We start from the raw sequence: 23,493 nt of genomic DNA, 5'->3' as shown, positions 1-23,493 counted from the left end.
GAGGTCACCCATGGGACTCGAGGAACGACTCCCCAGCGGATTCCTGCTGAGTACCGTCGAGGATCTGGCCGGGTTCATGCGCAAGGGCTCGCTCTGGCCGGCGACTTTCGGGCTGGCCTGCTGCGCCATCGAGATGATGGCCACCACCTCGGGACGGTACGACCTCGCCCGGTTCGGCATGGAGGCGTTCCGGGCGTCGCCGCGACAGGCCGATCTCATGATCGTCGCCGGCCGCGTCAGCCAGAAGATGGCCCCCGTCCTCCGTCAGATCTACGACCAGATGCCGGAACCCAAATGGGTTCTCGCCATGGGGGTCTGCGCGTCGTCGGGCGGGATGTTCAACAACTACGCGATCGTCCAGGGCGTCGATCATGTGGTCCCTGTCGACATCTACCTGCCGGGCTGTCCGCCACGCCCGGAAATGTTGCTGCACGCCATCCTGAAGCTGCACGAGAAGATCCAGGAGATGCCGCTCGGTGTCAATCGCGAGGAGGCCATCTGGGCGGCCGAACGTGCCGCCCTCCAGGCCACCCCGACGATCGAGCTGAAGGGGTTGCTCCGATGACCACGCCCGCAGGCCATCAGGACCCCGAGAACCCGGCACCCCCTCCGCATGACGCGGAGCAGATCGGCGTCCGGCACGGCCTGTTCGGACCGCCCGGAACCGGCGACACATCGGGGTACGGCGGCCTGGTCCGGCCGGTCACGCTGCCGCCCAGTACGTCCCGACCCTACGGCGGGTATTTCGACGAGATCGCCGACCGCTTGCTCGACGAGATGGGTGACGGCTACGACGACGCGATCGAGAAGGTCGTGATCTTCCGGGGCGAGATGACCATCCACGTTGTACGACAGCACCTTCCCGCCGTCGCACTGACTCTGCGCAACGCGCCCGCGTTGCGATTCGAACTCTGCCTCGGCGTGAGCGGGGTCCACTATCCCGGCGACCCGGGCCGCGAACTCCATGCCGTCTATCCGCTCGCCTCCCTGACCCACGGGCGTCGCGTCCGCCTCGAGGTCGCGGCGCCCGACGCCGACCCGCACATCCCGAGCATCTGCGACATCTACCCCACCAACGACTGGCACGAACGCGAGACCTACGACTTCTTCGGCATCGTCTTCGACGGCCATCGCTCACTGACCCGGATCGAGATGCCCGACGACTGGGAGGGCCACCCCCAGCGCAAGGACTACCCACTCGGCGGAGTCCCGGTGGAATACAAGGGAACCCGCGTCGACCCGCCGGACCGGAGGAGGTCGTACAACTGATGACCGACACCCACACCCACACCTACACCGTGTCCGGACAGGACTGGGACTCGATCGTGTCCGACGTCCGCACCCGCGCCGAGCAGCAACCGGGAGACGAACGCATCGTCGTCAACATGGGTCCGCAACACCCGTCGACGCACGGTGTCCTGCGCCTGATCCTCGAGATCGAGGGCGAGACCGTCACCGAGGCCCGCTGCGGAATCGGTTACCTGCACACCGGGATCGAGAAAAACCTCGAGTACCGCAACTGGACGCAGGGCGTCACGTTTGTCACCCGGATGGACTACCTGTCACCGTTCTTCAACGAGACCGCCTACTGCCTCGGCGTGGAGAAGCTCCTCGGTATCACCGACGACATCCCGGAGCGCGCAACCGTCATCCGGGTGATGCTGATGGAGCTCAACCGCATCTCCAGCCATCTCGTCGCGCTGGCCACCGGCGGGATGGAACTCGGTGCCGTGACGGCGATGTTCCTCGGCTTCCGCGAGCGGGAGATGATCCTCGACCTGTTCGAACTCATCACGGGCCTGCGGATGAACCACGCCTACATCCGTCCCGGAGGTGTCGCGCAGGACCTGCCGGAGGATGGCATCGACCGGGTCGCCGAGGTGATCCGGCAGCTCCCCGGCCGCCTGGATGAACTCGGAGACCTGCTGAACGACAACTACATCTGGAAGGCGCGGACCCAGGGCGTCGGTTATCTCGACCTGACCGGTTGCATGGCACTCGGGATCACCGGTCCGGTGCTGCGGTCCACCGGTTACCCCCACGACCTGCGCCGCGCCGAGCCGTACTGCGGCTACGAGAACTACGAGTTCGATGTCATCACCGAGGACACGTGCGACTCCTACGGCCGCTACCTGATCCGCGTGCGCGAGATGCGCGAGTCGATCCGCATCGTGGAGCAGTGTCTGGAACGGCTCCGGCCGGGGCCGGTGATGGTCGCCGACCGCAAGCTCGCCTGGCCGGCCGACCTCGCCCTCGGACCGGACGGACTGGGCAACTCGCCCGAGCACATCGCCCGGATCATGGGCACCTCCATGGAAGCCCTCATCCACCACTTCAAACTCGTCACCGAGGGGATGCGCGTCCCGGCCGGCCAGTGCTACGTCGCCGTCGAATCACCGCGCGGCGAGCTCGGCGTGCACATGGTCAGCGACGGCGGCACCCGGCCGTACCGCGTCCACTTCCGCGACCCGTCGTTCACGAATCTGCAGGCCGTCGCGGCGATGTGCGAAGGCGGGATGGTGGCCGACGTCATCACGGCGGTGGCCAGCATCGACCCCGTGATGGGAGGCGTGGACCGATGACCGATCCCGTGTTCGTGGACCTGAGCACCGCACCCCCGCCGGAAGGATCGGCGCCGGCACACGGCACCCCGGTCCCGCCGATCACCTTCGACGGCCCGGCCGGGTATCCCGACGAGGTCATCGAACAGCTGAACGCAGAGGCACTTCCGATCATCGCCCGCTATCCACAGTCACGGTCGGCGCTGCTGCCGCTGCTGCACCTGGTGCAGTCCCACGACGGCCGACTCACGCGCGCCGGCATCGAATTCTGTGCCGCACAGCTGGATCTGACCCCCGCACAGGTGGCCTCGGTGGCCACCTTCTACTCCATGTACCGGCGCACACCCACCGGCGAGTACCTCGTCGGGATCTGCACGAACACCCTGTGCGCGATCCTGGGTGGCGACGAAATCCTCCGTTCGGTTTGCGAGCACCTGGGCGTGGAACCCGGGGACACGACGGCCGACCACCGCATCACCGTCGAACACGTCGAATGCAATGCGGCCTGCGACTTCGCTCCGGTGGTGATGGTCAACTGGGAGTTCTTCGACGATCAGACCCCGGAGTCGACCATCGAGCTCATCGAGGACCTCCGCGCCGGTGTCGAGGTCACCCCGGCTCGCGGTACCGGCCCCGTGCGATCGTTCCGCGAGACCGAACGCGACCTCGCCGGACCGCCGCGCTCTTCTCCGCTGGTTGAGCCGGCACCGAGCGCCCCTCCGCTGGTTGAGCCGGCACCGAGCGCCCCTCCGCTGGTTGAGCCGGCACCGAGCGCAGCGAGGCGCCGAGTCGAAGCCACCTCGCAACCACCACAACCCGACCCCGAACCCGAACCCCCCGAGACCCCGATCCTCTCCCGCCACTGGGACGAGCCGGAATCCTGGACCCTGAAGAACTATCTGCGCCACAACGGGTATCGAGCGTTGTCGACCGCACTGACCACTCCCCCCGACGACATCATCGAGACGGTCAAGGCCTCCGGTCTCCGTGGCCGAGGCGGCGCGGGCTTCCCGGTCGGGATGAAGTGGTCGTTCATTCCCCAGAAGGATTCCACGCAGACCGACCCGTCTGTCCCGCACTATCTCGTGGTCAACGCCGACGAATCCGAGCCGGGCACGTGCAAGGACATGCCGCTGATGCTCGCGTCGCCCCACACGCTCGTCGAAGGCGTGATCATCGCGGCGTATGCCATCCGCGCGCACCACGCGTTCATCTACGTGCGCGGCGAAGTCGCCTCGGTTCTCCGTCGACTGCGCACCGCCGTCGACGAGGCCTACGCCGCAGGCTATCTCGGCACGGACATCCTGGGATCCGGCTTCGATCTCGAACTGGTTGTCCACGCCGGCGCGGGCGCCTACATCTGCGGCGAGGAAACCGCCCTGCTCGATTCGCTCGAGGGCCGCCGGGGACAGCCGCGTCTGCGCCCGCCCTTCCCGGCGGTTGCCGGACTGTACGCGAGTCCGACGGTCGTGAACAACGTGGAGTCGATCGCGAGCGTCCCGGCGATCATCCGCAACGGCGTCGACTGGTTCCGGTCCATGGGCACCGAGAAGTCACCCGGGTTCACCCTGTACTCGCTGTCGGGGCACGTGACGCGTCCCGGACAATACGAAGCGCCGCTCGGTGTTTCGCTACGCGAGCTACTCGACCGGGCGGGCGGGGTGCGCGCCGGGCACGAGCTGAAGTTCTGGACACCGGGCGGGTCGTCGACGCCACTCCTGACACCGGAGCACCTCGACGTCCCGCTCGACTACGAGGGCGTCGGCGCGGCCGGTTCGATGTTGGGCACCAAGGCCCTGCAGATCTTCGACGAGACGACCTGCGTCGTCGGCGCGGTCCTGCGGTGGACGGAGTTCTACGAACACGAGTCCTGCGGTAAATGCACCCCGTGCCGCGAGGGCACGTACTGGCTGGTGCAACTGCTGCACCGGCTGGAGCACGAGGGCGGAACCGCCGCGGACCTCGACACCCTCGCCGATGTCACCAACAGCATCGTCGGGAAGTCGTTCTGCGCGCTCGGGGACGGAGCGGGCAGCCCGATCGTGTCGTCGCTGAAGTACTTCCGCGACGAGTACCTCGCCCACCTCGACCACGGGTGCCCGTTCGACCATTCACGCTCGACCGTCTGGGCAGGAGGCGTCCGATGACACTCACCCACGGGAGCGACCCGGCGGCCACGACCGACAACCTGGTCGGCATCACCATCGACGGTCGCGCCGTCCGGGTACCCAAGGGCACGTTGGTGATCCGCGCGGCCGAACAGATCGGGATCATGATCCCGCGCTTCTGCGACCATCCGCTGCTCGAACCGGTCGGTGCCTGCCGGCAGTGTCTCGTCGAGGTCGAGGGGCAGCGAAAGCCGCTCGCATCGTGCACGACCGTCGCCACCGAAGGAATGGTGGTGCGGACGCAGCTCAGCTCGGAGATCGCGGCGGGAGCGCAACGCGGGGTGATGGAACTCCTCCTGATCAACCACCCGCTGGACTGCCCGGTGTGCGACAAGGGCGGTGAGTGCCCGCTGCAGAATCAGGCGATGTCGGCCGGACGTTCCGAGTCGCGGTTCGACGGCGTCAAGCGGACCTTCACCAAGCCGGTCCCGTTGTCGTCGGAGGTACTGCTCGACCGGGAGCGATGTGTGCTGTGTGCCCGCTGCACCAGGTTCTCCACGCAGGTCGCGGGCGATCCGCTCATCGAGCTCGCGGATCGCGGTGCGCTGCAACAGGTCAGCATCTACGCCGACGAACCGTTTGACTCCTACTTCTCCGGGAACACCGTCCAGATCTGCCCCGTCGGTGCGCTGACGGGGGCACAGTACCGGTTCCGCGCCCGTCCCTTCGATCTGGTCTCGACGCCGAGCGTGTGCGAACACTGTGCGAGTGGATGCGCCCAGCGCACCGATCACCGCCGTGGAAAGGTGCTGCGCCGGCTGGCCGGTGACGATCCCGAGGTCAACTCGGAGTGGAACTGCGACAAGGGGCGATGGGCGTTCGCCTACACGTCGTCGCCCGACCGGATCACCGCCCCGCTCGTCCGGGACCGGCACGGCGAACTCCGTGAGGTGTCGTGGGCCGACGCCGTGCGCGCGGCGGCCGAGGGATTGACCCGTTCACCGGGCAACGTCGGTGTACTCACGGGTGGCCGGTTGACCGTGGAGGACGCCTACGCGTACTCCCGCTTCGCGCGAACCGTGTTGCACACCAACGACATCGACTTCCGCGCCCGAAGCCACAGCACCGAGGAGGCCGCCTTCCTCGCCGCGCGTATCGCCGGTCACGGACTCGCGACCACCTACGACGACCTGTCCGCCGCACCCGCGGTGCTGCTCGCCGGTTTCGAACCCGAGGAAGAGTCCCCGATCGTCTTCCTCCGTCTCCGGCGGGCAGTACGCACCGCCGGGCAGCGCGTCGCGACGGTCGCCCCGTTCGCGAGCCGCGGCGCCACCAAACTCGACGCCGCGGTCTTCCGATCCGTTCCCGGCAGCGAGGCACAGGTGCTGCGATCGGAGGAGGTGACCGCGCACCTGCGGCCCGCCGGCTCGGTCATCCTCGTCGGTGAACGGCTGGCCACCCGGCCCGGCGCGTTGGCCGCAGTCGCGGCACTGGCCGACCGCACCGGCGCCCGGCTGGCCTGGATTCCGCGCCGCGCCGGCGAACGAGGCGCGCTCGAAGCGGGCGCCTTGCCGGGCCTGCTACCCGGCGGCCGGCCACTCGACGACGAGGACGCCCGTACGGCGGTGTCGGAGATCTGGGGCACCGATCTCGACCCGCGGCCCGGACGCGACACCGCCGGGATCATCGACGCCGCGCGCTATCACGGGCTCTCGCTGGTGATCGGCGGCGTCGACGTCGACGACCTCCCCGACCCCGTCGCGGCGACCGAGGCGCTGACCGCCGCACCGTTCGTCGTCAGCCTCGAGCAACGCCTCAGCGCCGTCACACGCTGCGCGAACGTGGTCTTCCCGGTGGCTGCCGTCGCGGAGAAGGAGGGCACGTTCGTCGACTGGGAGGGCCGCCCGCGGAGCTTCACCACCGCACTGACGGACTCAGGCCACCTGTCCGACCACCGCATCCTCGACGCGATCGCCCGGCAGATGGGTGTCGACATGCGGTGCGCCGACGTCCCGACCATCCACATCGACCTGCGACGCATCGGCGCATGGTCCGGCCGGCGGGCCCCCATCGACGCCGCTGACAGGCCCCAGCCCGACCCGGCTGCCGGCCAGGCGGTGCTGGCGGGGTGGCACACCCTGCTCGACGACGGCCGGATGCAAGACGGGGAACCGCACCTCGCCGGCACCGCCCGCCCGCCGGTGGCCCGGCTCGCGCCGTCTACCGCCGCCGAAGCCGGTGTCGGGTCAGGCGACCTCCTGCGCGTCAGCACCGCCGACGGCGCCATCGCTCTGCCGGTGGCGATCACCGACATGCCGGATCGGGTCGTCTGGCTCCCGCTGTTCTCACCCGGCTCGCACGTCCACGCCGCGCTTCGCGCGCAGGAGGGTGACCTCGTGGCCCTCGCGCCGGCCCCGGTCGACACCACCGACGCCGCAGGGGGTGCCGCGTGAACCTCGCCACCGATTTCCCGACCCTCGACGACTTCGGCCAGGACCCGATCTGGCTCGTCGTGGCCAAGGCGCTGGCCGTGTTCGTGTTCCTTGTGCTCAATCCGCTCATCGCCATCCTGCTCGAGCGAAAGATCATGGCACGCATGCAGACCCGCCTCGGGCCGAATCGGGTCGGCCCCAAGGGAATCCTGCAGAGCCTTGCCGACGGCGTGAAACTCGCACTCAAGGAGGGGATCATCCCCACCGGCGTCGACAAGGTGATCTATCTGCTGGCACCGATCATCGCGGTCGTCCCGGCGGTGATGGCCTTTGCGGTCATCCCGTTCGGGCCGATGGTGTCGGTCTTCGGTCACCAGACTCCGTTGCAGCTCACCGATCTCCCCGTCGGGGTGCTGTATGTCCTGGCGGTCACGTCGGTGGGTGTCTACGGGATCGTGCTGGCCGGCTGGTCGTCGGGCTCGACCTATCCGCTGCTCGGCGGACTCCGCTCGACGGCACAGGTCATCTCGTACGAGATTGCGATGGGACTCACCTTCGCCGCGGTGTTCCTCGACGCCGCGACCATGTCGACGTCGGGAATCGTTGCCGCCCAGGAACACCACTGGTACGTGTTGCTGCTGTTGCCCTCGTTCGTCATCTACGCCATCTCGATGGTCGGCGAGACCAACCGGGCGCCCTTCGATCTGCCCGAAGCCGAGGGTGAGCTGGTCGGCGGGTTCCACACCGAGTACTCGTCGTTGAAGTTCGCCATGTTCATGCTCGCCGAGTACATCAACATGGTCACCGTCTCCGCGCTCGCCACCACTCTGTTCCTCGGCGGTTGGCAGGCGCCGTGGCCGCTGAGCACGTTCGACTGGGCGAACTCCGGTTGGTGGCCCGTCCTCTGGTTCACGCTCAAGGTGTGGGCGTTCCTGTTCGTGTTCATCTGGCTGCGAACCAGTCTGCCGCGCTTGCGGTACGACCAGTTCATGAATCTGGGTTGGAAGGTCCTGATCCCCATCTCGCTCACCTGGGTGATGGTCGTCGCGATCATCCGCGCCGCCTTCGCCGGCGAGGACGCCGACCTCACCCGCGCGCTGGTCTCCGCCGGCGCCGGACTCGTCGTCACCGGGCTCATCGCCTACGCGGTGTGGCGGTTGATGCGGGTCCCCGACATCCCGGACCCGACGCAGGACTCCGCAGACCCGTCCGCCGCACCCGACGAGTTCGACCCGATGGCCGGCGGATTCCCCGTGCCGCCGATGCCCAGCACCGTGAGGGAGACCACCGATGCCTGACTTCTCGAAACCGGTGAGCGGATTGCGCGTCACCTTCGGCGGCATGTTCCAACCCACGATCACGGAGCAGTACCCCGAGCAGAAACGGCCGACCGCAGCGCGCTATCACGGTCGCCATCAACTGAATCGGCACCCCGACGGTCTCGAGAAGTGCATCGGGTGCGAGCTGTGCGCGTGGGCGTGCCCGGCTGACGCCATCTATGTGGAGGGCGCCGACAACACACCCGACGAGCGCTACTCGCCCGGCGAACGGTACGGGCGCGTCTACCAGATCAACTATCTGCGGTGCATCGGTTGCGGGCTCTGCATCGAGGCGTGCCCCACGCGCGCGCTCACGATGACCAACGACTACGAACTCGCCGATGACAATCGCGCCGACCTCATCTACGAGAAGGACCGTCTGCTGGCCCCGCTGCAGCCCGGCGTCGACGCGCCGCCGCACGCGATGGCGCCGGGCTCCACCGAGGAGAACTACTACCGGGGCGAGGTGACCGCCGACGGCCGCGTGACCCTGCCCGATCCGACGGTCCCGACCAAACGCGAGTCGCGGTCATGACTCCCGGTGGCACCCTGTGGCTCGCCGACGAGGTGGTGCGCACCTCCACCGGTGAGGCGATCCAGTTCTGGGTTCTCGGGGCCGTCGCGGTCGCGGGCGCGCTGGGCGTGGTCTTCGCGACCAAGGCTGTGTACTCGGCGATCTTCCTGGCCACCACGATGATCGTGCTGGCCGTCTTCTACGTCGCGCAGGGTGCGCTGTTCCTGGGCGTGGTGCAGGTGGTCGTGTACACCGGTGCGGTCATGATGCTGTTCCTGTTCGTCATCATGCTGATCGGCGTCGACTCCTCGGACTCACTACGGGAGACCCTGCGCGGCCAGCGGCTGTCCGCGGTGTTGATCGGTGTCGGCTTCGGAATCCTGTTGATCGCCGGGATCGGCAGCGCCACCGTCGGTGCCGTCACCGGTGCCACCGACCCCGGCGTAGCGGCCGCGCAGAGCGACGCCGGGGTGGAGGCCATCGCCGAGCTGATCTTCGTCCGCTACCTGTGGGCGTTCGAGCTCACGGGGGCCCTCCTCATCGCCGCCACGCTCGGCGCCATGGTGCTCGCGCACCGGGAGCGTTTCGGCCCACGACTCACCCAGAAAGAACTGTCGCAGGCGCGGTTTCGCAGTGGGGTCAACCTGACCCCGCTGCCGACACCCGGCGTCTACGCGCGACACAACGCGGTCGACGTGCCTGCCCGTCTGCCCGACGGGTCGCCGTCGGACCTGTCGGTCAACGCCATCCTGGCCGCGCGGACGCTCCGCACCCGCCCGGCCGACGACCCGGGGACCGACCGGTGAACCCGGAGAACTACCTCTACCTCGCAGCGCTGCTGTTCACCATCGGCGCGGCCGGAGTACTGCTGCGACGCAACGCGATCGTCGTGTTCATGTGCGTCGAGCTCATGCTCAATGCGGCCAACCTCGCCTTCGTCACCTTCGCCCGGATGAATCAGTCGTTCGACGGCCAGGTCATCGCGTTCTTCACCATGGTCGTCGCCGCGGCGGAAGTGGTGGTCGGGCTGGCGATCATCATGACCATCTTCCGATCACGCCGCTCGGCGTCGGTCGACGACGCGGATCTGCTGAAGAGGTAGAGGAGGATTGGTGAACGCCGAACTCACTGCGTCATTGCTCTGGCTGATCCCGGCTCTGCCGCTCCTGGGTGCGGCGATCCTCCTTCTCGGTGGTCGCGCCACGGACCGGTGGGGGCATCTGCTCGGGACGGGCCTCGCGATCGCGTCGTTCGCGGTGGCGCTGATCATGTTCACCGGCATGGTGTCCCGATCTGCTGACGACCGCGTCGTGTCGGACGTCCTGTTCAGTTGGGTACCGGTGGGCGAGCTCCAGGTCGACTTCGGGTTTCTCCTCGACCAGCTGTCGATGTGCTTCGTCCTGCTGATCACCGGCGTCGGCTCGCTCATCCACGTCTATTCGATCGGCTACATGCAGCACGATCCAGATCGTCGCCGATTCTTCGCCTACCTCAACCTGTTTCTCGCGGCCATGCTCGTCCTGGTCCTGGCCGACAACTACCTGGGTCTCTACCTCGGCTGGGAAGGCGTCGGACTCGCGTCGTACCTGCTGATCGGTTTCTGGCAGCACAAGCCGTCGGCGGCCACCGCAGCCAAGAAGGCATTCGTCGTCAACCGGGTCGGCGACATCGGACTCGCTGTCGCCCTGATGATCATGTTCGCCGCCTTTGGCTCAGTGGCCTTCACCGCGGTGTTCGACGGTGCTTCCCAGGCAGGCGAGACGACACTCACCGCACTGGGTTTCGTGCTGCTTCTCGCCGCATGCGGCAAGTCGGCGCAGGTGCCGCTGCAGTCGTGGCTGGGCGACGCGATGGAGGGCCCGACGCCGGTGTCGGCGCTGATCCACGCCGCGACCATGGTGACCGCCGGCGTCTACCTCATCGTGCGCTCGGGCCCGATCTTCGACCTCGCCCCCGCCGCCCAGGTCGGGGTCGTGGTCGTCGGCGCGGTCACCCTGTTGTTCGGTGCCGTCATCGGTTGCGCGAAGGACGACATCAAGAAGGCGCTCGCCGCGTCGACGATGAGCCAGATCGGGTACATGGTGCTGGCCGCCGGGCTCGGTCCGGCGGGTTACGCGTTCGCCATCATGCACCTCCTCACCCACGGGTTCTTCAAGGCGGGGTTGTTCCTCGGTGCGGGTTCGGTGATGCACGGGATGAACGACGAGACCGACATGCGTCGCTACGGCGGACTGCGCGCCCTCATGCCGATCACGTTCGTCACCTTCGGCGTCGGGTATCTCGCGATCATCGGTGTGCCGCCGTTCGCGGGCTTCTACTCGAAGGATCACATCATCGAGGCCGCGTTCGGAGCGGGTGGAGCGAAAGGTCTGATCCTCGGTGGCGCAGCACTTCTCGGCGCCGGGATCACCGCGTTCTACATGACCCGGGTCATGTTGCTCACCTTCTTCGGCGAGAAGCGTTGGCACGACGGCACGCACGCGCCGGCACCTCACCCGCACGAGTCGCCGCGTGTCATGACCGGCCCGATGATCCTGATCGCGCTCGGCTCCGTTGCATCGGGCGGCCTGCTGGCCATCGGCGGATCGCTGGAGACGTGGCTCGAACCCGTTGTCGGAGAACACACCGAGCACCATCTCGTCCCGGTGTGGGCCATGACGGCGATCATCCTGCTCGTGGTCGCCGTCGGCGTGGCTGTCGCCTACCGTCAGTACGCGACTCGACCGGTGCCGGTGACCGCGCCCGAGGACGTATCCGTGCTCACCGTCGCCGCTCGCCGCGATCTGTACGGCGACGCCGTCAACGAGGAGTTCCTGATGCGGCCGGGCCAGCGGGTCACCGCCGGCCTCGTCGCGGTCGAGTCCGATGGCGTCGACGCGCTCACCAGCGGTGTCGGTGATGCGGTGACCGGCGCGTCGCGTCGAATACGCGGGTGGCAGAACGGTTATGTCCGGTCGTATGCCCTGTCGATGTTCGCGGGTACCACCGTGATCGTGGCCCTGGTGATGGCGGTGAACGTCCTGTGAGCATCCCGTGGTTGACCATCCTCTGGGTTGCGCCCGCCGTCGGCGCGGCCCTTGTCCTCGCGGTCCCGGCGCACCGGGCGACCGCGGCGAGATGGTTCGCGCTCGTGGTGTCAGTGGCTGTCCTCGTCCTCTCGATCGGTCTCGCGGCCGGTTTCGATCCCGGTGGCGAGCGCTACCAGTTCGTCGAAGACGTCAGCTGGATACCGGCGCTGGGCACGCGTTACGCGCTGGGGCTCGACGGCATCGGACTCGTCCTGGTGCTCCTGACCGCGGCACTCCTGCCCCTGCTGCTCGTGGCCGGCTGGCGCGATGCCGAGTCGGCTGGCTCGCTGGACAATTCGGGTGGGCGCGCGCAGAAGGGCCCGCACATCTACCTGGCGCTGTTCCTCGCCACCGAGGCGATGGTGCTGATGAGTTTCGTCGCGCTCGACGTGCTGCTGTTCTACATCTTCTTCGAGGCGATGCTCATCCCGATGTACTTCCTGATCGGCGGGTTCGGCACCGGACCCAACCGATCGGCGGCCGCGGTGAAGTTCCTGTTGTACAACCTCTTCGGCGGACTCCTTCTGCTGGCTGCGGTGATCGGACTTTACGTGGTGACCGCCCAGGACGGGGTGGGCCCAGACGGTGGCGGGACGTTCGCGCTGCCGGACATCGCCGCAGCTGTCGCGAGCGGACAGATCGATGACTCGACCGGGTTGGCCAAACTCCTTTTCCTCGGCTTCCTGTTCGCCTTCGCGGTGAAAGCGCCGCTGTGGCCGTTGCATTCGTGGTTGCCCGACGCCGCCGTCGCCGCCACGCCCGCCTCGGCGGTGCTGATGATGGCCGTGATCGACAAGGTCGGGACCTTCGCGATGCTGCGATTCTGCATGCAACTGTTCCCGGACGCGTCCCAGTACTTCGCGCCCCTCGTCTGCGGACTCGCGGTCGTCAGCATCGTCTACGGCGCGGTTCTGGCCATCGGACAGACCGACGTGATGCGGCTCATCGCCTACACGTCCATCTCGCACTTCGGCTTCATCATCCTCGGCATCTTCGCGATGACCGACCAGGGCCAGACCGGGTCGACGCTCTACATGGTCAACCACGGGATCTCCACCGCCGCACTGTTCCTCATCGCCGGCTTCCTCGTATCACGTCGTGGGAGCACCCTGATCGCCGACTACGGCGGCGTGCAGAAGGTCGCGCCCGTCCTCGCCGGCACCTTTCTCGTCGCCGGGCTCGCCACCCTCTCGCTCCCGGGGCTGGCCCCGTTCATCAGCGAGTTCCTGGTTCTCATCGGCACCTTCACCCGCTACCCGGTGGCGGCGGTGATCGCCTGCTCGGCGCTCGTCCTGTCGGCGATCTACATCCTGTGGACTTATCAGCGCATGATGGGCGGACCGACGAAACCGGCCGGCGACCGCTTGTCGTCGATGCGGGACCTGGCGGGTCGCGAACTCGTGGTCGTCGCTCCGCTGCTCGCCCTCCTCATCGCGCTGGGGGTGTATCCGAAGCCGATGATCGACCTGATCGATCCGGCGGTACAGGCAACGCTCACCACTGTCGGCGTCGAGGCGCCGGAACCGGCCGTCGCCGAGTCTGATCCGGAGGGCAACTGATGACATCGACCACCCTCGTCGACGGTCCGATGACGCTGGCCGCCATCGACACCCCCAGCGTCGAATACGCATCTCTCGCACCGATGCTCATCGTGTTCGGCGTCGGGGTCGTCGGGGTGCTCGTCGAGGCGTTCGCGCCGCGTCGTCTGCGGTATCCCCTGCAACTCTCGCTCGCGCTCGGCGGGTTGGTCGTCGGGTTGGGTGCCCTGATCGCGGTGGCGGTCGCGCAGACACACGATGGCGCGAACGGCGAGTTCGCGATGTCGGGTGCGGTCGTGATCGACCGACCGGCGCTGTATCTACAAGGGCTGCTGCTGATCATCGCGGTCATCGCCGTCGGGTTAATGGCCGAGCGCCGACTCGAGCGAGTGGTCGCACCGGTGACGATGCGAAGGCTCGCCGGGGTCGGCGGCGGAGACGACGCGATCACGCGTGGCGGCCCGGCCGGTGGCGGTGTGGACGCCGACATGTTCACCCCCTCCGGTGCCTCGGTACCCAACACCGATGCCGAGTTCGAGGCCACCCGCGCCGGAGCGGTGACGACCGAGGTCTTTCCCCTGGCCCTGCTCGCGGTGGGCGGGATGATGCTGTTCCCGGCGTGTGGGGACCTGCTCACGATGTTCATCGCGCTGGAGGTGTTCTCGCTCCCGCTGTATCTGCTGTGCGGACTGGCCCGGCGCCGGCGCCTCATCTCGCAGGAAGCCTCCCTGAAGTACTTTCTGCTGGGCGCCTTCTCGTCCGCGTTCTTCCTGTTCGGAGCGGCCTTCGTCTACGGCGCCACGGGTTCGCTGAACCTCTCGACGATCGGTGCGTCGATCTCGACGACCGCCGACAGCGGCGGTGACACCACGCTCGCACTCATCGGGCTGGCGCTGCTCGCCGTCGGCCTGCTCTTCAAAGTGGGTGCGGTGCCGTTCCATTCGTGGATTCCGGATGTCTACCAGGGCGCTCCGACGCCCGTCACCTCGTTCATGGCCGCCGCCACCAAGGTCGCCGCTTTCGGCGCGTTGCTCCGGGTCTTCTACGTCGGTTTCCCGGGCCTGCGTGAGCAATGGGAACCCGCGTTGTGGGCGGTGGCCATCGCGTCGATGGTCATCGCCTCGGTCATGGCGGTGACCCAGAACGACGTCAAGCGGATGCTCGCGTACTCGTCCATCGCGCACGCCGGGTTCATCCTGCTCGGCCTGATCGCCTTCGACGAGGCCGGACTCGGCGCCACGCTGTTCTACCTCGCCGCCTACGCGTTCACCACTCTCGGCGCCTTCGCCACCGTCGCCGTCATCCGCGAGCCCGACACCGACTCCAGTCCGTCCGCCCGTACAGTCGCCATCCACGGCACGGCACCGCTGCCGCGAAACCCGCACCTGTCCGGCCGCGAGGCCACCGACCTCACCCAGTGGTCGGGGTTGGGGCGCCGTTACCCGCTGGTGGGCGCCATGTTCTCGGTGTACCTGCTCTCGTTCGCAGGCATCCCGCTGACCAGTGGCTTCATCGCCAAGTTCGACGTCTTCGCCGCAGCAGCCGGTTCCGGCGGCGGCGTCCTAGTGGTCATCGGCGTCATCAGCAGCGCCATCGCCGCCTACGTCTACGTCCGCATCATCGTCGCCATGTTCTTCGACGACGTTCCCACCTCCGGCGCCCCGCACGTGGTGAAACCCAGTGTGCTGACGACGACCGGCATCGCCCTGTGCACTCTGATGACGGTCGCCCTCGGCATCTTTCCGCAACCGCTGCTCGACCTCGCCGACGCGGCAGCGGTGTTCTTGCGCTGACAGATGATCAGGAACGGATCCGTCAACGAAACGTCGACCACTGCGGAGTTGTGCAGGATCGTGCACGGTCACGCGTCGAGTTGGGGCATTTGGGTCCGGTATGCGACGCATACTGCCCCAACGTCAGGCGCTGTGTGTGGTCACTTCCCAGCTGAAGCCTTCCCGGGTGCAACCATGCCATCCTGGAACCCGTGGATCTGATCAGGCACTTGCGGTTCTTCGTCGCCGTGGCCGAGGAGGGCCACTTCGGCGAGGCCGCGGCCCGCCTGGAGATGACGCAGCCGCCGGTGTCGCAGGGTCTGCGTCGCCTGGAGAAGCAGCTGGGACTCCAACTCATCCGACGTACAACTCGCGGCGCCGAACTCACCGATGCCGGACGCGAACTGCTTCCGCGCGCACGTCTACTCGTCGACGACGCTTCGAGATTCGTCGGCGAGGCCCGTCGGCTCCACGAGCGGACCGAGGTATTGCGTTGGGGTATCCCATCACTGGTCGGCCCGACGATCACGGCCACGCTGGCACGCCGCATCGCCGGGGTCGCGTCCGGACAGGACACGATCAGCTCCTCGACCGTCGATCTCATCGAACAGGTGTCGGCCGGGTCACTAGACCTCGCGGTTGTCGAAGCGCCCTGTGTCACCGGCTCTTTGAGCACCGGCCCGATCGTCGTCCTCAAGCGTTCGGTCGTGGTGCCTGCTTCGCATCCGACAGCGTCCGCCGATCGGCCGCGCCTGCGTCACCTGGCCGGGCTGCGCTTCTGCCACACGCCACGGTCGTTCAACCCGCCTGCGCACGACCAGCTGATCGACCGGCTCCGAGAGTCCGGCCTCGACCCGCAGCTGAATACGGTGACCTCCGCCGACCAACTGCTGGCCGCGGTCGCCGCCGGGCACGCCTTCGCGCTGACCGTCGATCGCGGTGTCCTCGCCGCGGTCGATGCCGTTCGCTGCCTGTCCGTCGGACCGGACGCCACCGCGCTGCGCCTTCGCGTCGTCTACCGCGAACCCGGCCTCAGCGAGGTGGCGGAGGTCGTCACCGCCGCCCTCTACCGGATCGGCAAAGCGACGTGAGCTCGTCGGCGCCCCTGCCCGAGTCGGTCCGCACCGAGCTCGACCGCGCTGTCCACGAGACCTTCGCCGACGCCGGCTGTTCGGGGTGCGTGCATGTTCGGACGATCGGTCCGGCGCCGGTCGAGTACTGCCACGACGCCGACACCCCGGTCGTCCTCGCGTCGGTGTACAAACTCGCGGTGCTGGTCTCCCTGTGCCGGATGGCAGATCGCGGCGACATCGATCTCACGGCGTCGATCACCATCGATCCCACCCGGTGGGCGCAGGGCCCGACCGGGCTCGCACTGTTCTCGGACCCGGTGGCCGTGTCCTGGCGTGACCTGGCCACGTCGATGATGACCGTCTCGGACAATGTCGCCGCCGACGTCATACTCGCCCACATCGGACTGCCGCAGATCCACGACGACCTGGTCGACCTCGGCCTCACGCACACCCGCATCGTCGGTGGTGTCGCCGAATCGCACGCACGTCTGCAGCGGGAGACCGGCACGAGCACCGTTGCCGAGGCGTTCGCCGCCCTGGCCGATCCCGACTTCGACGCCTCGGTCAGCGCCTACGACGCCGCCTACTCCAGTGCCGCGACACCGCGCGACTGCACGACGCTGCTCGACGCAATCTGGACCGATCGCGCAGCGTCCGCGGCGTCGTGCGAGTTCATTCGCCAGACGATGAGGAAACAGGTCTTCACCTCGCGCCTCGCTTCGGGGTTTCCGTTCCGACGGGTGAGCGTCGCGGGAAAGACGGGCACGCTCGTCGCCGTTCGCAACGAGATCGGCGTCATCGAGTTCCCCGGCGAAGTGCCGATCGCGGTCGCGGTGTTCACGATGAGCGCGAGATCCGAGATGGCGCTACCCGAGGTCGACCGCGCCATCGGAGAGGTGGCCCGCGTGATCGTCACCGAACTCCGAAGACCGGACGACTGAGCGGAAACTCGCCCAGGAACAGCGACGATAGCGAACCACTATCGGCCGATCGCGTGCCGAAACTTGGCATCGCTTCGTCCCGATGGGTTGGCTCGGGTCATGCGTCGATGGTGGGCACTGGTGAGTGCATGTGCGGTGATCGTGGGCACGGTGTCGGGTTGCTTCCTGCCCTCAGACTCACCTGAGGACGCGCTACGGTCGTTCGCGGCCGCGCTGCAGGAGGGCGATGCCACCAGGGCCGCGGCCCTCACCGATGATCCGGCCGCGGCAGGCGCGGCGATCACCGCCATGTTCGACGGCATGGGCCGCACGCCCAAGCTCTCGGTCGCGGCCGACCTGGTCGACGACAAGGAGGTCAGCGGCACACTCGACCATCGCTGGCAGATCCGCGATCGGAGCGTCGAGTATCAGACCTCTGTCGTTCTCGCCGAGTCGGATTCCCAATGGAAGATCCGGTGGCAGCCCTCCGTCCTGCACCGGCAACTCCGTGCCGGGGAATCGTTCTCGTACACCGACGATCGCGCCTACCGGACGCCGGTCCTCGACACCAACGATCGGCCGCTCATGACCTGGCAGGCCGTCACCCTGGTCGCGTTGCAACGCGCGCAACTCGATTCGGCGGAGATGCTCGCCCGCGCCCTCCGACCCGTCGAACCCGGTATGACCGCCGCCGGTATCCGCGCGGCCTTCGCAGGCTACAATGCGCCGCAGCACACGGTGATCCGGCTCCGCGAGTCCGATCTCCGGCGCGTCCGGCGCTCGGTGGAGTCGATTCCGGGTGTCGCGCTCAGCGAGCAAGGCGCGCTGCTCAGCGCCACCAGAGCACTGCATTCGCCGGCGATGTCGGGACTCGAGGAGATCTGGCGCGAGCACATCGACGCCACGGCGGGGTGGTCCGTCCAGATCGTCGGCGCCGACGGCACACCCACTCATCTCGTCGACTCAGCGCAACCCGGTGTCACGCCACCGGTACGCACGACCCTCGATCGCGATGTCCAGACCCGAGCACAACTCGCCGTCGACGGCGAACGACGCCCTGCCATGGTCGTGGCCATCAAGCCGTCCACCGGGGGCATCGTCGCCGTCGCGCAGAACGACGCCGCCGACAGGTCGGGATCGGTCTCACTGTCCGGGCTCTACCCTCCGGGTTCGACGTTCAAGACCATCACGACCGCAGCAGCACTGGACGCCGGAGCCGTGCAACCGACGTCACAGGTCCGCTGTCCTGGCCGCACCACGATCGAAGGTCGGACGATCCCGAACGAGGACGACTTCGACCTCGGGACCGTGGCACTTTCAACAGCTTTCGCGCGCTCGTGCAACACGACGATGGGCGCCCTCGCGAACAGGCTGCCCGACGACGCGCTCACCGCCATGGCACGACGGTTCGGCATCGGCGCGGACTACACCGTTCCGGGCCTGACGACCGTCACCGGGTCGGTGCCCCGCGCCGATTCACCAGCGTTGCGGGTCGAGAACGGCATCGGTCAGGGTACGGTGACCGTCAGCCCCTTCGGTCTCGCCCTGGCCGAGGCGAGCCTCGCGCGCGGTGAGACCGTGACCCCCGGCCTGGTTCGCGGAAGGGACACGACGGGAGACGTGGAACCGCAACAGATCCCGGGCGACGTCACTCGTGCACTCCGAAGCATGATGCGCGACACGGTCACTCGCGGCACGGCCACCGCACTCCGCGACATCCCCGGTCTCGGCGGAAAGACCGGCACGGCGGAGTACGGCGACAACAAGAACCCGCACGGCTGGTTCGCCGGCATCGTCGGGGACCTCGCGTTCGCGACGCTCGTCGTCGGAGGCGGGTCGTCCGCACCCGCTGTCGAGGTGACCGGAGAGTTCCTGCGGCCGCTGAGCGAGTGAGCGCTTCCGCAAAGTGCGGGAAAGGTACCGGATTCCGGGACGAATCCCGCACTCTGTCAACGGGTCGTCACGACGCCGGCTCGAGGTCCTTTCGGTACAGGGTCTTGCCCGACGCGTCGACCAGATCCACGCTCAACACTTTGGTCCTGCCGTCGATCGTCACCTCGCCGAAGTGTTGAAACCCCTCCGCCGGTGACACATTCGACCCGGTAGGTGCATGGACGAATTGGTACTCGGCACCGAATGTGCTGTCCAACGGGCTCTCCGGGAACGCACCGGCGTGCAACGGTCCGGCGACGAACTCCCAGAACGGCGCAAAATCCTTGAAGCCGGCGCGGTCAGGCTCGTAGGAGATCGCGGCGGTGTAGTGGACATCGGCGGTCAGGAACACCACGTTCCGGACGTTCTTCGTCTGAGACAGGATGCGGGAGAACGCGATCTCACGACCAAGCGGATCGCCGGCATCACCCTGGGCCACCGCTTCCATTGCCTTCGGACCGTCCGGCGGTGTCGTGTTCTTGTCCGCCACGACGATGCTTAGCGGCAGGTCATTGGCGACGATCTTCCAGGTCGCCGTCGAACCCCGCAGTCCGTCGATGAGCCACTGGGTCTGTTCCGGACCGAGCAAGCCGTCGACGTTGTCCCCCGACCACGCATCGGGGTTCGGGTCCTTGTGGCTGCGCATGTCGAGGATGAAGACGTCGAGCAGTGGACCGTATGACGCCCTGCGGTACAGACGATCCGAGGCACCGATCTCGACGGGTTGCCATTCCTGCCAGGCCTGACGTCCGTTGCGCGCCAACACGTCGACGCTCATCTCGGTGTATCCCTCGCGGCCCTGCCCCTCGAGACTCTCCCCGGGGAACCAGTTGTTGACGACCTCGTGGTCGTCCCACTGCACCAGTTGCGGGACTGATCCGACGAAGCGTCGGAAGTGGTCGTCGGTCAGGTTGTACGCGTAGTTTCCACGAAACTGATCGACGGTCTGCGCCACCTGCGCCTTCGCCGGACTGGTGATGTTCCGATAGGTCTTGCCGTCGTTCTGTTCCTGAGTCGCCTCGACCGGGTTGTCGGCGTAGATGGCGTCACCGGAGTGGATGAAGAACTGCGGATCACGGTCGGCCATGGTGGCGAAGATGGTCATCCCGCCCATATCGGGGTTGATGCCCCACCCCTGCCCGACCACGTCGCCGGACCACTGGAACCTGATGTCGCCGTCTCGTACCGGAGCTGTCGTGAAGATTCCGGTCGCCGGTTCGGAGAGCGCGCCGTCCTCACCTTCGAAGGTGACGCGATAGTGCACGGTCTGGCCGGGCTCCAGGCCGGCCACCCGCAGTCGGCCGGTCCCGTCGCCGGCGGGCGTCACCTGCGGTCCGCGGAATTTCCGTGCAGCGCCGAAGGACTCGCTCGATGCGGTCTCGACGATCATGGTCGCCGGCCGGTCCGACCGCGCCCACACCAGCGCCCCTCCGCTGGTCACCTCGCCGGTGGCCACCCCGTGGGTGAGGACCGGCCGGTTTCTGACCAGACTCGGCGTCGCCGAACCAGGATTCGACGACCCGCAGGCTGCCAGCGCGGACCCGACCGGGACGAGGAGCGCCCCCGTAGCGGCAGTCCGCAGAATCGTGCGCCTGGACGTGGGACGGTCTGCTCGATGAGGTCGGGCCATGGGCGCCAGCGTGGCGTAGCACTTCCAATGGCTGGTGAAGCGCAGGTGAAGTCTCGGCGTCCGTCCGGCTCGCGCGCGGCAACACATCAGCGAGATCTACGCGTTCCGTCCCCTGATGGAACGAGACGCCGGGCCACCTCGGGACCGCCGACCTCCAAAACGAATTGCGGGTCTCCGCAAACGATCAACTGATCACGCGCCCGAGACAGCCCGACGTAGAGCCGCTCGCGTGACCGCTCCCACGACTTCTCCTCGTTGAGCGCAAGCACGATGACGCGCCGTTCCAGACCTTTGAAACCCAGCACGTGACCGTAGAAGACCTGTTCGGCATCCCAGAACGACGACCAGTACTCCCGGTTTCCCTGCGACTGGCGCGCCTTCTGTTCCTCGTGTCGGCTGCCGGTCGTCAGCAGCGCGATGTCTTCCGGGCGCCATCCGTCCTCGAGCAGCGGGTCGATCTGATCGTCGGCCACACCGAGTGCTTCCTCAGCCGTGCAGGCGATGAACCGGACCGACGGCCCGTCGCCACCGTTGAGCCTCATCCGTTGTCCGACGAGCGGTTTGAACGCCTCTGCGATCTGTTTGGTGTTGCGCAGATTGTGGTCGAGGACGAGTGGCACCAGGTCGACGGGCGGCGACCCCTGCCGAGCGAACACACGCTGGGCCTCGTCGCTGAACACGAAGATCCCGCTGGTGTCCTCGTCACGCAGGCAGGCGAGCATCGGCTTCCACCATTCGTCGGCGAAGTCCTGCGCTTCGTCGACCACGATCGCGTCGAATCGCCTGCCCGGCGAAAGCGCCTGGGCCAGTTCGTACATCTGCTGCGGCAGCGTGTACTCCCAGAAGTCCGACGCGGCCTTGGTGCGCTCCTGCTCGTCGGGTCCGCTTGCGGCTCCCCACGTGATTCCCAGTTCATGGAACTCGCCCACATAGGCGGGTCGTTCCTTGCGACTCCAGGTTGCGGTGAGCCGCTCGAGATACGAAGCGAGTCCGTGTGAATAGCAAACCAGCGCAACACGTTGTCCGTCACGCGCCAGACGCCGAGCTTGTTCGATGGCGAGGAACGTCTTGCCGCTTCCGGCGCCACCCCGGATCTCGACGCGACGGAGTTGATGGGCGGCCCGTAGGATGACAGCCTGCTGAGAGGTCAGAGCGTCGGCCACCTCTTCGTTCTCCAGCGCGCGGGCCACAACGTCGCGCTGCGGCAGGCCACGCCCGCTCAGCACCGTGGCGAGCTGCTCGATCCCGGGACCGTCGAGGACCGGAAGGCTCCCGACTTTCTGCAGCAGAACCTCTCGAATCAGCGGCGATATCTGCTCAATCTGATTGCGGTCGACGATCTTCCACCGCGGACAGTCCGCCAGCGCGAACGCGGGCCCGACTTCCGAGTGCGGGAACACGGCCATGTGATCCCATCTCACCCGCCCCTGAGTCCATCTCGGATCCGATTCGACGAACTCTCGCAGTGCGTAGCAGCCGCCGCGGGCCTGCCCGACGGGGTCGATACGTTTGGCAGACTGCCCTGCCCGCTCCTGCCACCACGATGTTCCGTCGTGCCACACTTCACCGCCTTTCACTTCGACGCAGACGATTCCGGCGCCGGCGATGGCAACGAGGAAATCGATCTCGTGATCCTTCGCGTGGTCGGTGACGCGCTGTCCGACGATCAGCAGGTCGTCCTCAAGCAACTGTCCGACGATCGCCTTGAACACAGTCTCTTCACTCGACGCCGCGAATCGCGGAGTCGCAGGAAGTACTGTCACCACCGCGTTCCCCTTCCACCAGGCGGTTCATCTACGTCGACACCTCGACTGTCACTCATCCTGCCCCCACTGAGGACCAGGGCGCAGGACTCGCAGGTAGGGACCAGCGATTTGAAGACTCTTTCGCATCAGAAAGCCGGCGGATCCGCACTCGGCAACCGCCATCCGAAGGTTGCCGTCGGCGGCGCCTCCTTCGCGAACAGCCGCGCCGGACGGCCGCCGGCGACACGTGTGACCGGGTTTCCGTCGCCGTCGGTCTGCGGCGCCAGCAGAGGCTGGACCCGCCGGTTGAACGAATCCCGCATCAAGCGTCGCCCCAGGATCGCCTCGTGAAGCTCTCGCAGTTCTGACAGGGTGTACGGCTCCCGCAGCAGATTGTCCGGGTCGGGCTTGTCCTCGTAGCGCTCGCGCAGATTGTCGGTGGCTGCTGCCAGTATGGCGTCGTGGTCGTACAGCAGCCGCTCCCCTGAAGCCAGAGCCCCGTCCGGCGTCACCTCGACGAGTTCTCCGGTCACCCCACCCAGGTCGTCGGCTCCCAACGCGACCACATGCGCGATCGAGATCGTCCAGCCCCGTGGATCTCGATCAGGATCACTGAACACCGCCAGAAGATGCGGATGAACGTGATCGGGCGAGAGCCCCAGCTTCAGCTCAAGTACCTCACGCACGGTGTCAGTGACCGAACGTCGCTCCCTCACGAACCGACCTGGCAAAGCCACGCGCCCCGAGTCGGGATGCCGCTGTACGACAACGTGCACAGCACCTGCAGCGACGGTCAGCACGGCGATGTCGACGGCGACGTTGGGGCGCGGATAGTCAGTCAATTGTTCAGACGATCTCGAAGCCACCGCTTGACACTATGC

At 67.3% G+C, this 23,493-nt stretch carries 18 protein-coding genes; 15 read left to right on the top strand and 3 right to left on the bottom strand.

The annotated features are described in order from the left end of the window. Positions 1 to 10 precede the first annotated feature (10 nt). The 15 genes from M4D77_RS04425 to M4D77_RS04355 all read left to right on the top strand — a co-directional run bounded on the left by M4D77_RS04425 (position 11) and on the right by M4D77_RS04355 (position 19,198). Positions 11 to 565, top strand: a complete 555-nt coding sequence (locus M4D77_RS04425) for an NADH-quinone oxidoreductase subunit B family protein (protein ID WP_004021558.1) — start codon at positions 11 to 13, stop codon at positions 563 to 565. Beyond that, the gene (locus tag M4D77_RS04420) at positions 562 to 1,269 is read left to right on the top strand and encodes an NADH-quinone oxidoreductase subunit C (RefSeq protein ID WP_078111820.1); all 708 of its coding nucleotides are present in this window, start codon (positions 562 to 564) and stop codon (positions 1,267 to 1,269) included. Before M4D77_RS04425 ends, M4D77_RS04420 begins: the two co-directional genes overlap by 4 nt. Continuing rightward, positions 1,269 to 2,582: an NADH dehydrogenase (quinone) subunit D gene (nuoD, locus tag M4D77_RS04415; RefSeq protein WP_065631169.1), complete on the top strand. Its 1,314-nt coding sequence runs from the start codon at positions 1,269 to 1,271 to the stop codon at positions 2,580 to 2,582. The genes M4D77_RS04420 and nuoD overlap by 1 nt, the downstream gene beginning before the upstream one ends. After that, complete coding sequence (gene nuoF, locus M4D77_RS04410) at positions 2,579 to 4,708, top strand: NADH-quinone oxidoreductase subunit NuoF (protein ID WP_259935630.1); 2,130 nt, start codon at positions 2,579 to 2,581, stop codon at positions 4,706 to 4,708. The genes nuoD and nuoF overlap by 4 nt, the downstream gene beginning before the upstream one ends. Continuing rightward, positions 4,705 to 7,122 carry an NADH-quinone oxidoreductase subunit G gene (locus M4D77_RS04405; RefSeq protein WP_259935629.1) on the top strand — a complete coding sequence of 806 codons (2,418 nt, stop codon included), beginning with the start codon at positions 4,705 to 4,707 and terminating at the stop codon, positions 7,120 to 7,122. Before nuoF ends, M4D77_RS04405 begins: the two co-directional genes overlap by 4 nt. Then, on the top strand, positions 7,119 to 8,399 hold the full coding sequence (nuoH, locus tag M4D77_RS04400) for an NADH-quinone oxidoreductase subunit NuoH (RefSeq protein WP_068972607.1): 1,281 nt from the start codon (positions 7,119 to 7,121) through the stop codon (positions 8,397 to 8,399). The genes M4D77_RS04405 and nuoH overlap by 4 nt, the downstream gene beginning before the upstream one ends. Next, on the top strand, positions 8,392 to 8,955 hold the full coding sequence (gene nuoI / locus M4D77_RS04395; RefSeq protein WP_259935628.1) for an NADH-quinone oxidoreductase subunit NuoI: 564 nt from the start codon (positions 8,392 to 8,394) through the stop codon (positions 8,953 to 8,955). Before nuoH ends, nuoI begins: the two co-directional genes overlap by 8 nt. Beyond that, complete coding sequence (locus M4D77_RS04390; protein ID WP_259935627.1) at positions 8,952 to 9,740, top strand: NADH-quinone oxidoreductase subunit J; 789 nt, start codon at positions 8,952 to 8,954, stop codon at positions 9,738 to 9,740. The genes nuoI and M4D77_RS04390 overlap by 4 nt, the downstream gene beginning before the upstream one ends. Further along, a complete protein-coding gene (nuoK, locus tag M4D77_RS04385) occupies positions 9,737 to 10,036 on the top strand; it encodes an NADH-quinone oxidoreductase subunit NuoK (protein WP_058251017.1) in 300 nt (99 codons plus the stop codon). Before M4D77_RS04390 ends, nuoK begins: the two co-directional genes overlap by 4 nt. Positions 10,037 to 10,046: 10 nt before the next feature. After that, entirely contained in the window at positions 10,047 to 11,960 is a 1,914-nt protein-coding gene (gene nuoL, locus M4D77_RS04380) for an NADH-quinone oxidoreductase subunit L (protein ID WP_259935626.1), read from the top strand. Further along, positions 11,957 to 13,561 (top strand): NADH-quinone oxidoreductase subunit M, encoded by a 1,605-nt coding sequence (locus tag M4D77_RS04375; protein WP_259935625.1) that lies wholly within the window; start codon positions 11,957 to 11,959, stop codon positions 13,559 to 13,561. The genes nuoL and M4D77_RS04375 overlap by 4 nt, the downstream gene beginning before the upstream one ends. Further along, positions 13,561 to 15,333, top strand: coding sequence for an NADH-quinone oxidoreductase subunit NuoN (gene nuoN, locus M4D77_RS04370; protein WP_259935624.1), 1,773 nt, complete (start codon positions 13,561 to 13,563; stop codon positions 15,331 to 15,333). The genes M4D77_RS04375 and nuoN overlap by 1 nt, the downstream gene beginning before the upstream one ends. A gap of 191 nt (positions 15,334 to 15,524) precedes the next feature. Then, a complete protein-coding gene (locus tag M4D77_RS04365) occupies positions 15,525 to 16,403 on the top strand; it encodes a LysR family transcriptional regulator (protein WP_259935623.1) in 879 nt (292 codons plus the stop codon). Continuing rightward, positions 16,400 to 17,326, top strand: coding sequence for a serine hydrolase (locus M4D77_RS04360; RefSeq protein WP_078111828.1), 927 nt, complete (start codon positions 16,400 to 16,402; stop codon positions 17,324 to 17,326). The genes M4D77_RS04365 and M4D77_RS04360 overlap by 4 nt, the downstream gene beginning before the upstream one ends. A 99-nt stretch (positions 17,327 to 17,425) precedes the next feature. Then, positions 17,426 to 19,198: a penicillin-binding transpeptidase domain-containing protein gene (locus tag M4D77_RS04355; RefSeq protein WP_259935622.1), complete on the top strand. Its 1,773-nt coding sequence runs from the start codon at positions 17,426 to 17,428 to the stop codon at positions 19,196 to 19,198. Between the two features lie 67 nt (positions 19,199 to 19,265). Here M4D77_RS04355 and M4D77_RS04350 read toward each other — a convergent pair whose 3' ends face one another. The 3 genes from M4D77_RS04350 to M4D77_RS04340 form a co-directional block, all read right to left on the bottom strand. Continuing rightward, positions 19,266 to 20,867 carry an alkaline phosphatase gene (locus M4D77_RS04350; protein WP_259935621.1) on the bottom strand — a complete coding sequence of 534 codons (1,602 nt, stop codon included), beginning with the start codon at positions 20,865 to 20,867 and terminating at the stop codon, positions 19,266 to 19,268. An 86-nt stretch (positions 20,868 to 20,953) separates the two neighbouring features. After that, on the bottom strand, positions 20,954 to 22,633 hold the full coding sequence (locus M4D77_RS04345) for a nuclease-related domain-containing DEAD/DEAH box helicase (protein WP_247451021.1): 1,680 nt from the start codon (positions 22,631 to 22,633) through the stop codon (positions 20,954 to 20,956). A 125-nt stretch (positions 22,634 to 22,758) separates the two neighbouring features. Next, positions 22,759 to 23,478, bottom strand: coding sequence for an NrtR DNA-binding winged helix domain-containing protein (locus M4D77_RS04340; protein ID WP_259935620.1), 720 nt, complete (start codon positions 23,476 to 23,478; stop codon positions 22,759 to 22,761). Positions 23,479 to 23,493: the final 15 nt, after the last annotated feature.

Origin of the sequence: Gordonia sp. p3-SID1431, from assembly GCF_025143765.1 — a bacterium.
Taxonomy (GTDB): domain Bacteria; phylum Actinomycetota; class Actinomycetes; order Mycobacteriales; family Mycobacteriaceae; genus Gordonia; species Gordonia hongkongensis.
Note: the sequence above shows the minus strand (reverse complement) of the source record. Positions and strands in the feature narration are given on the sequence as shown.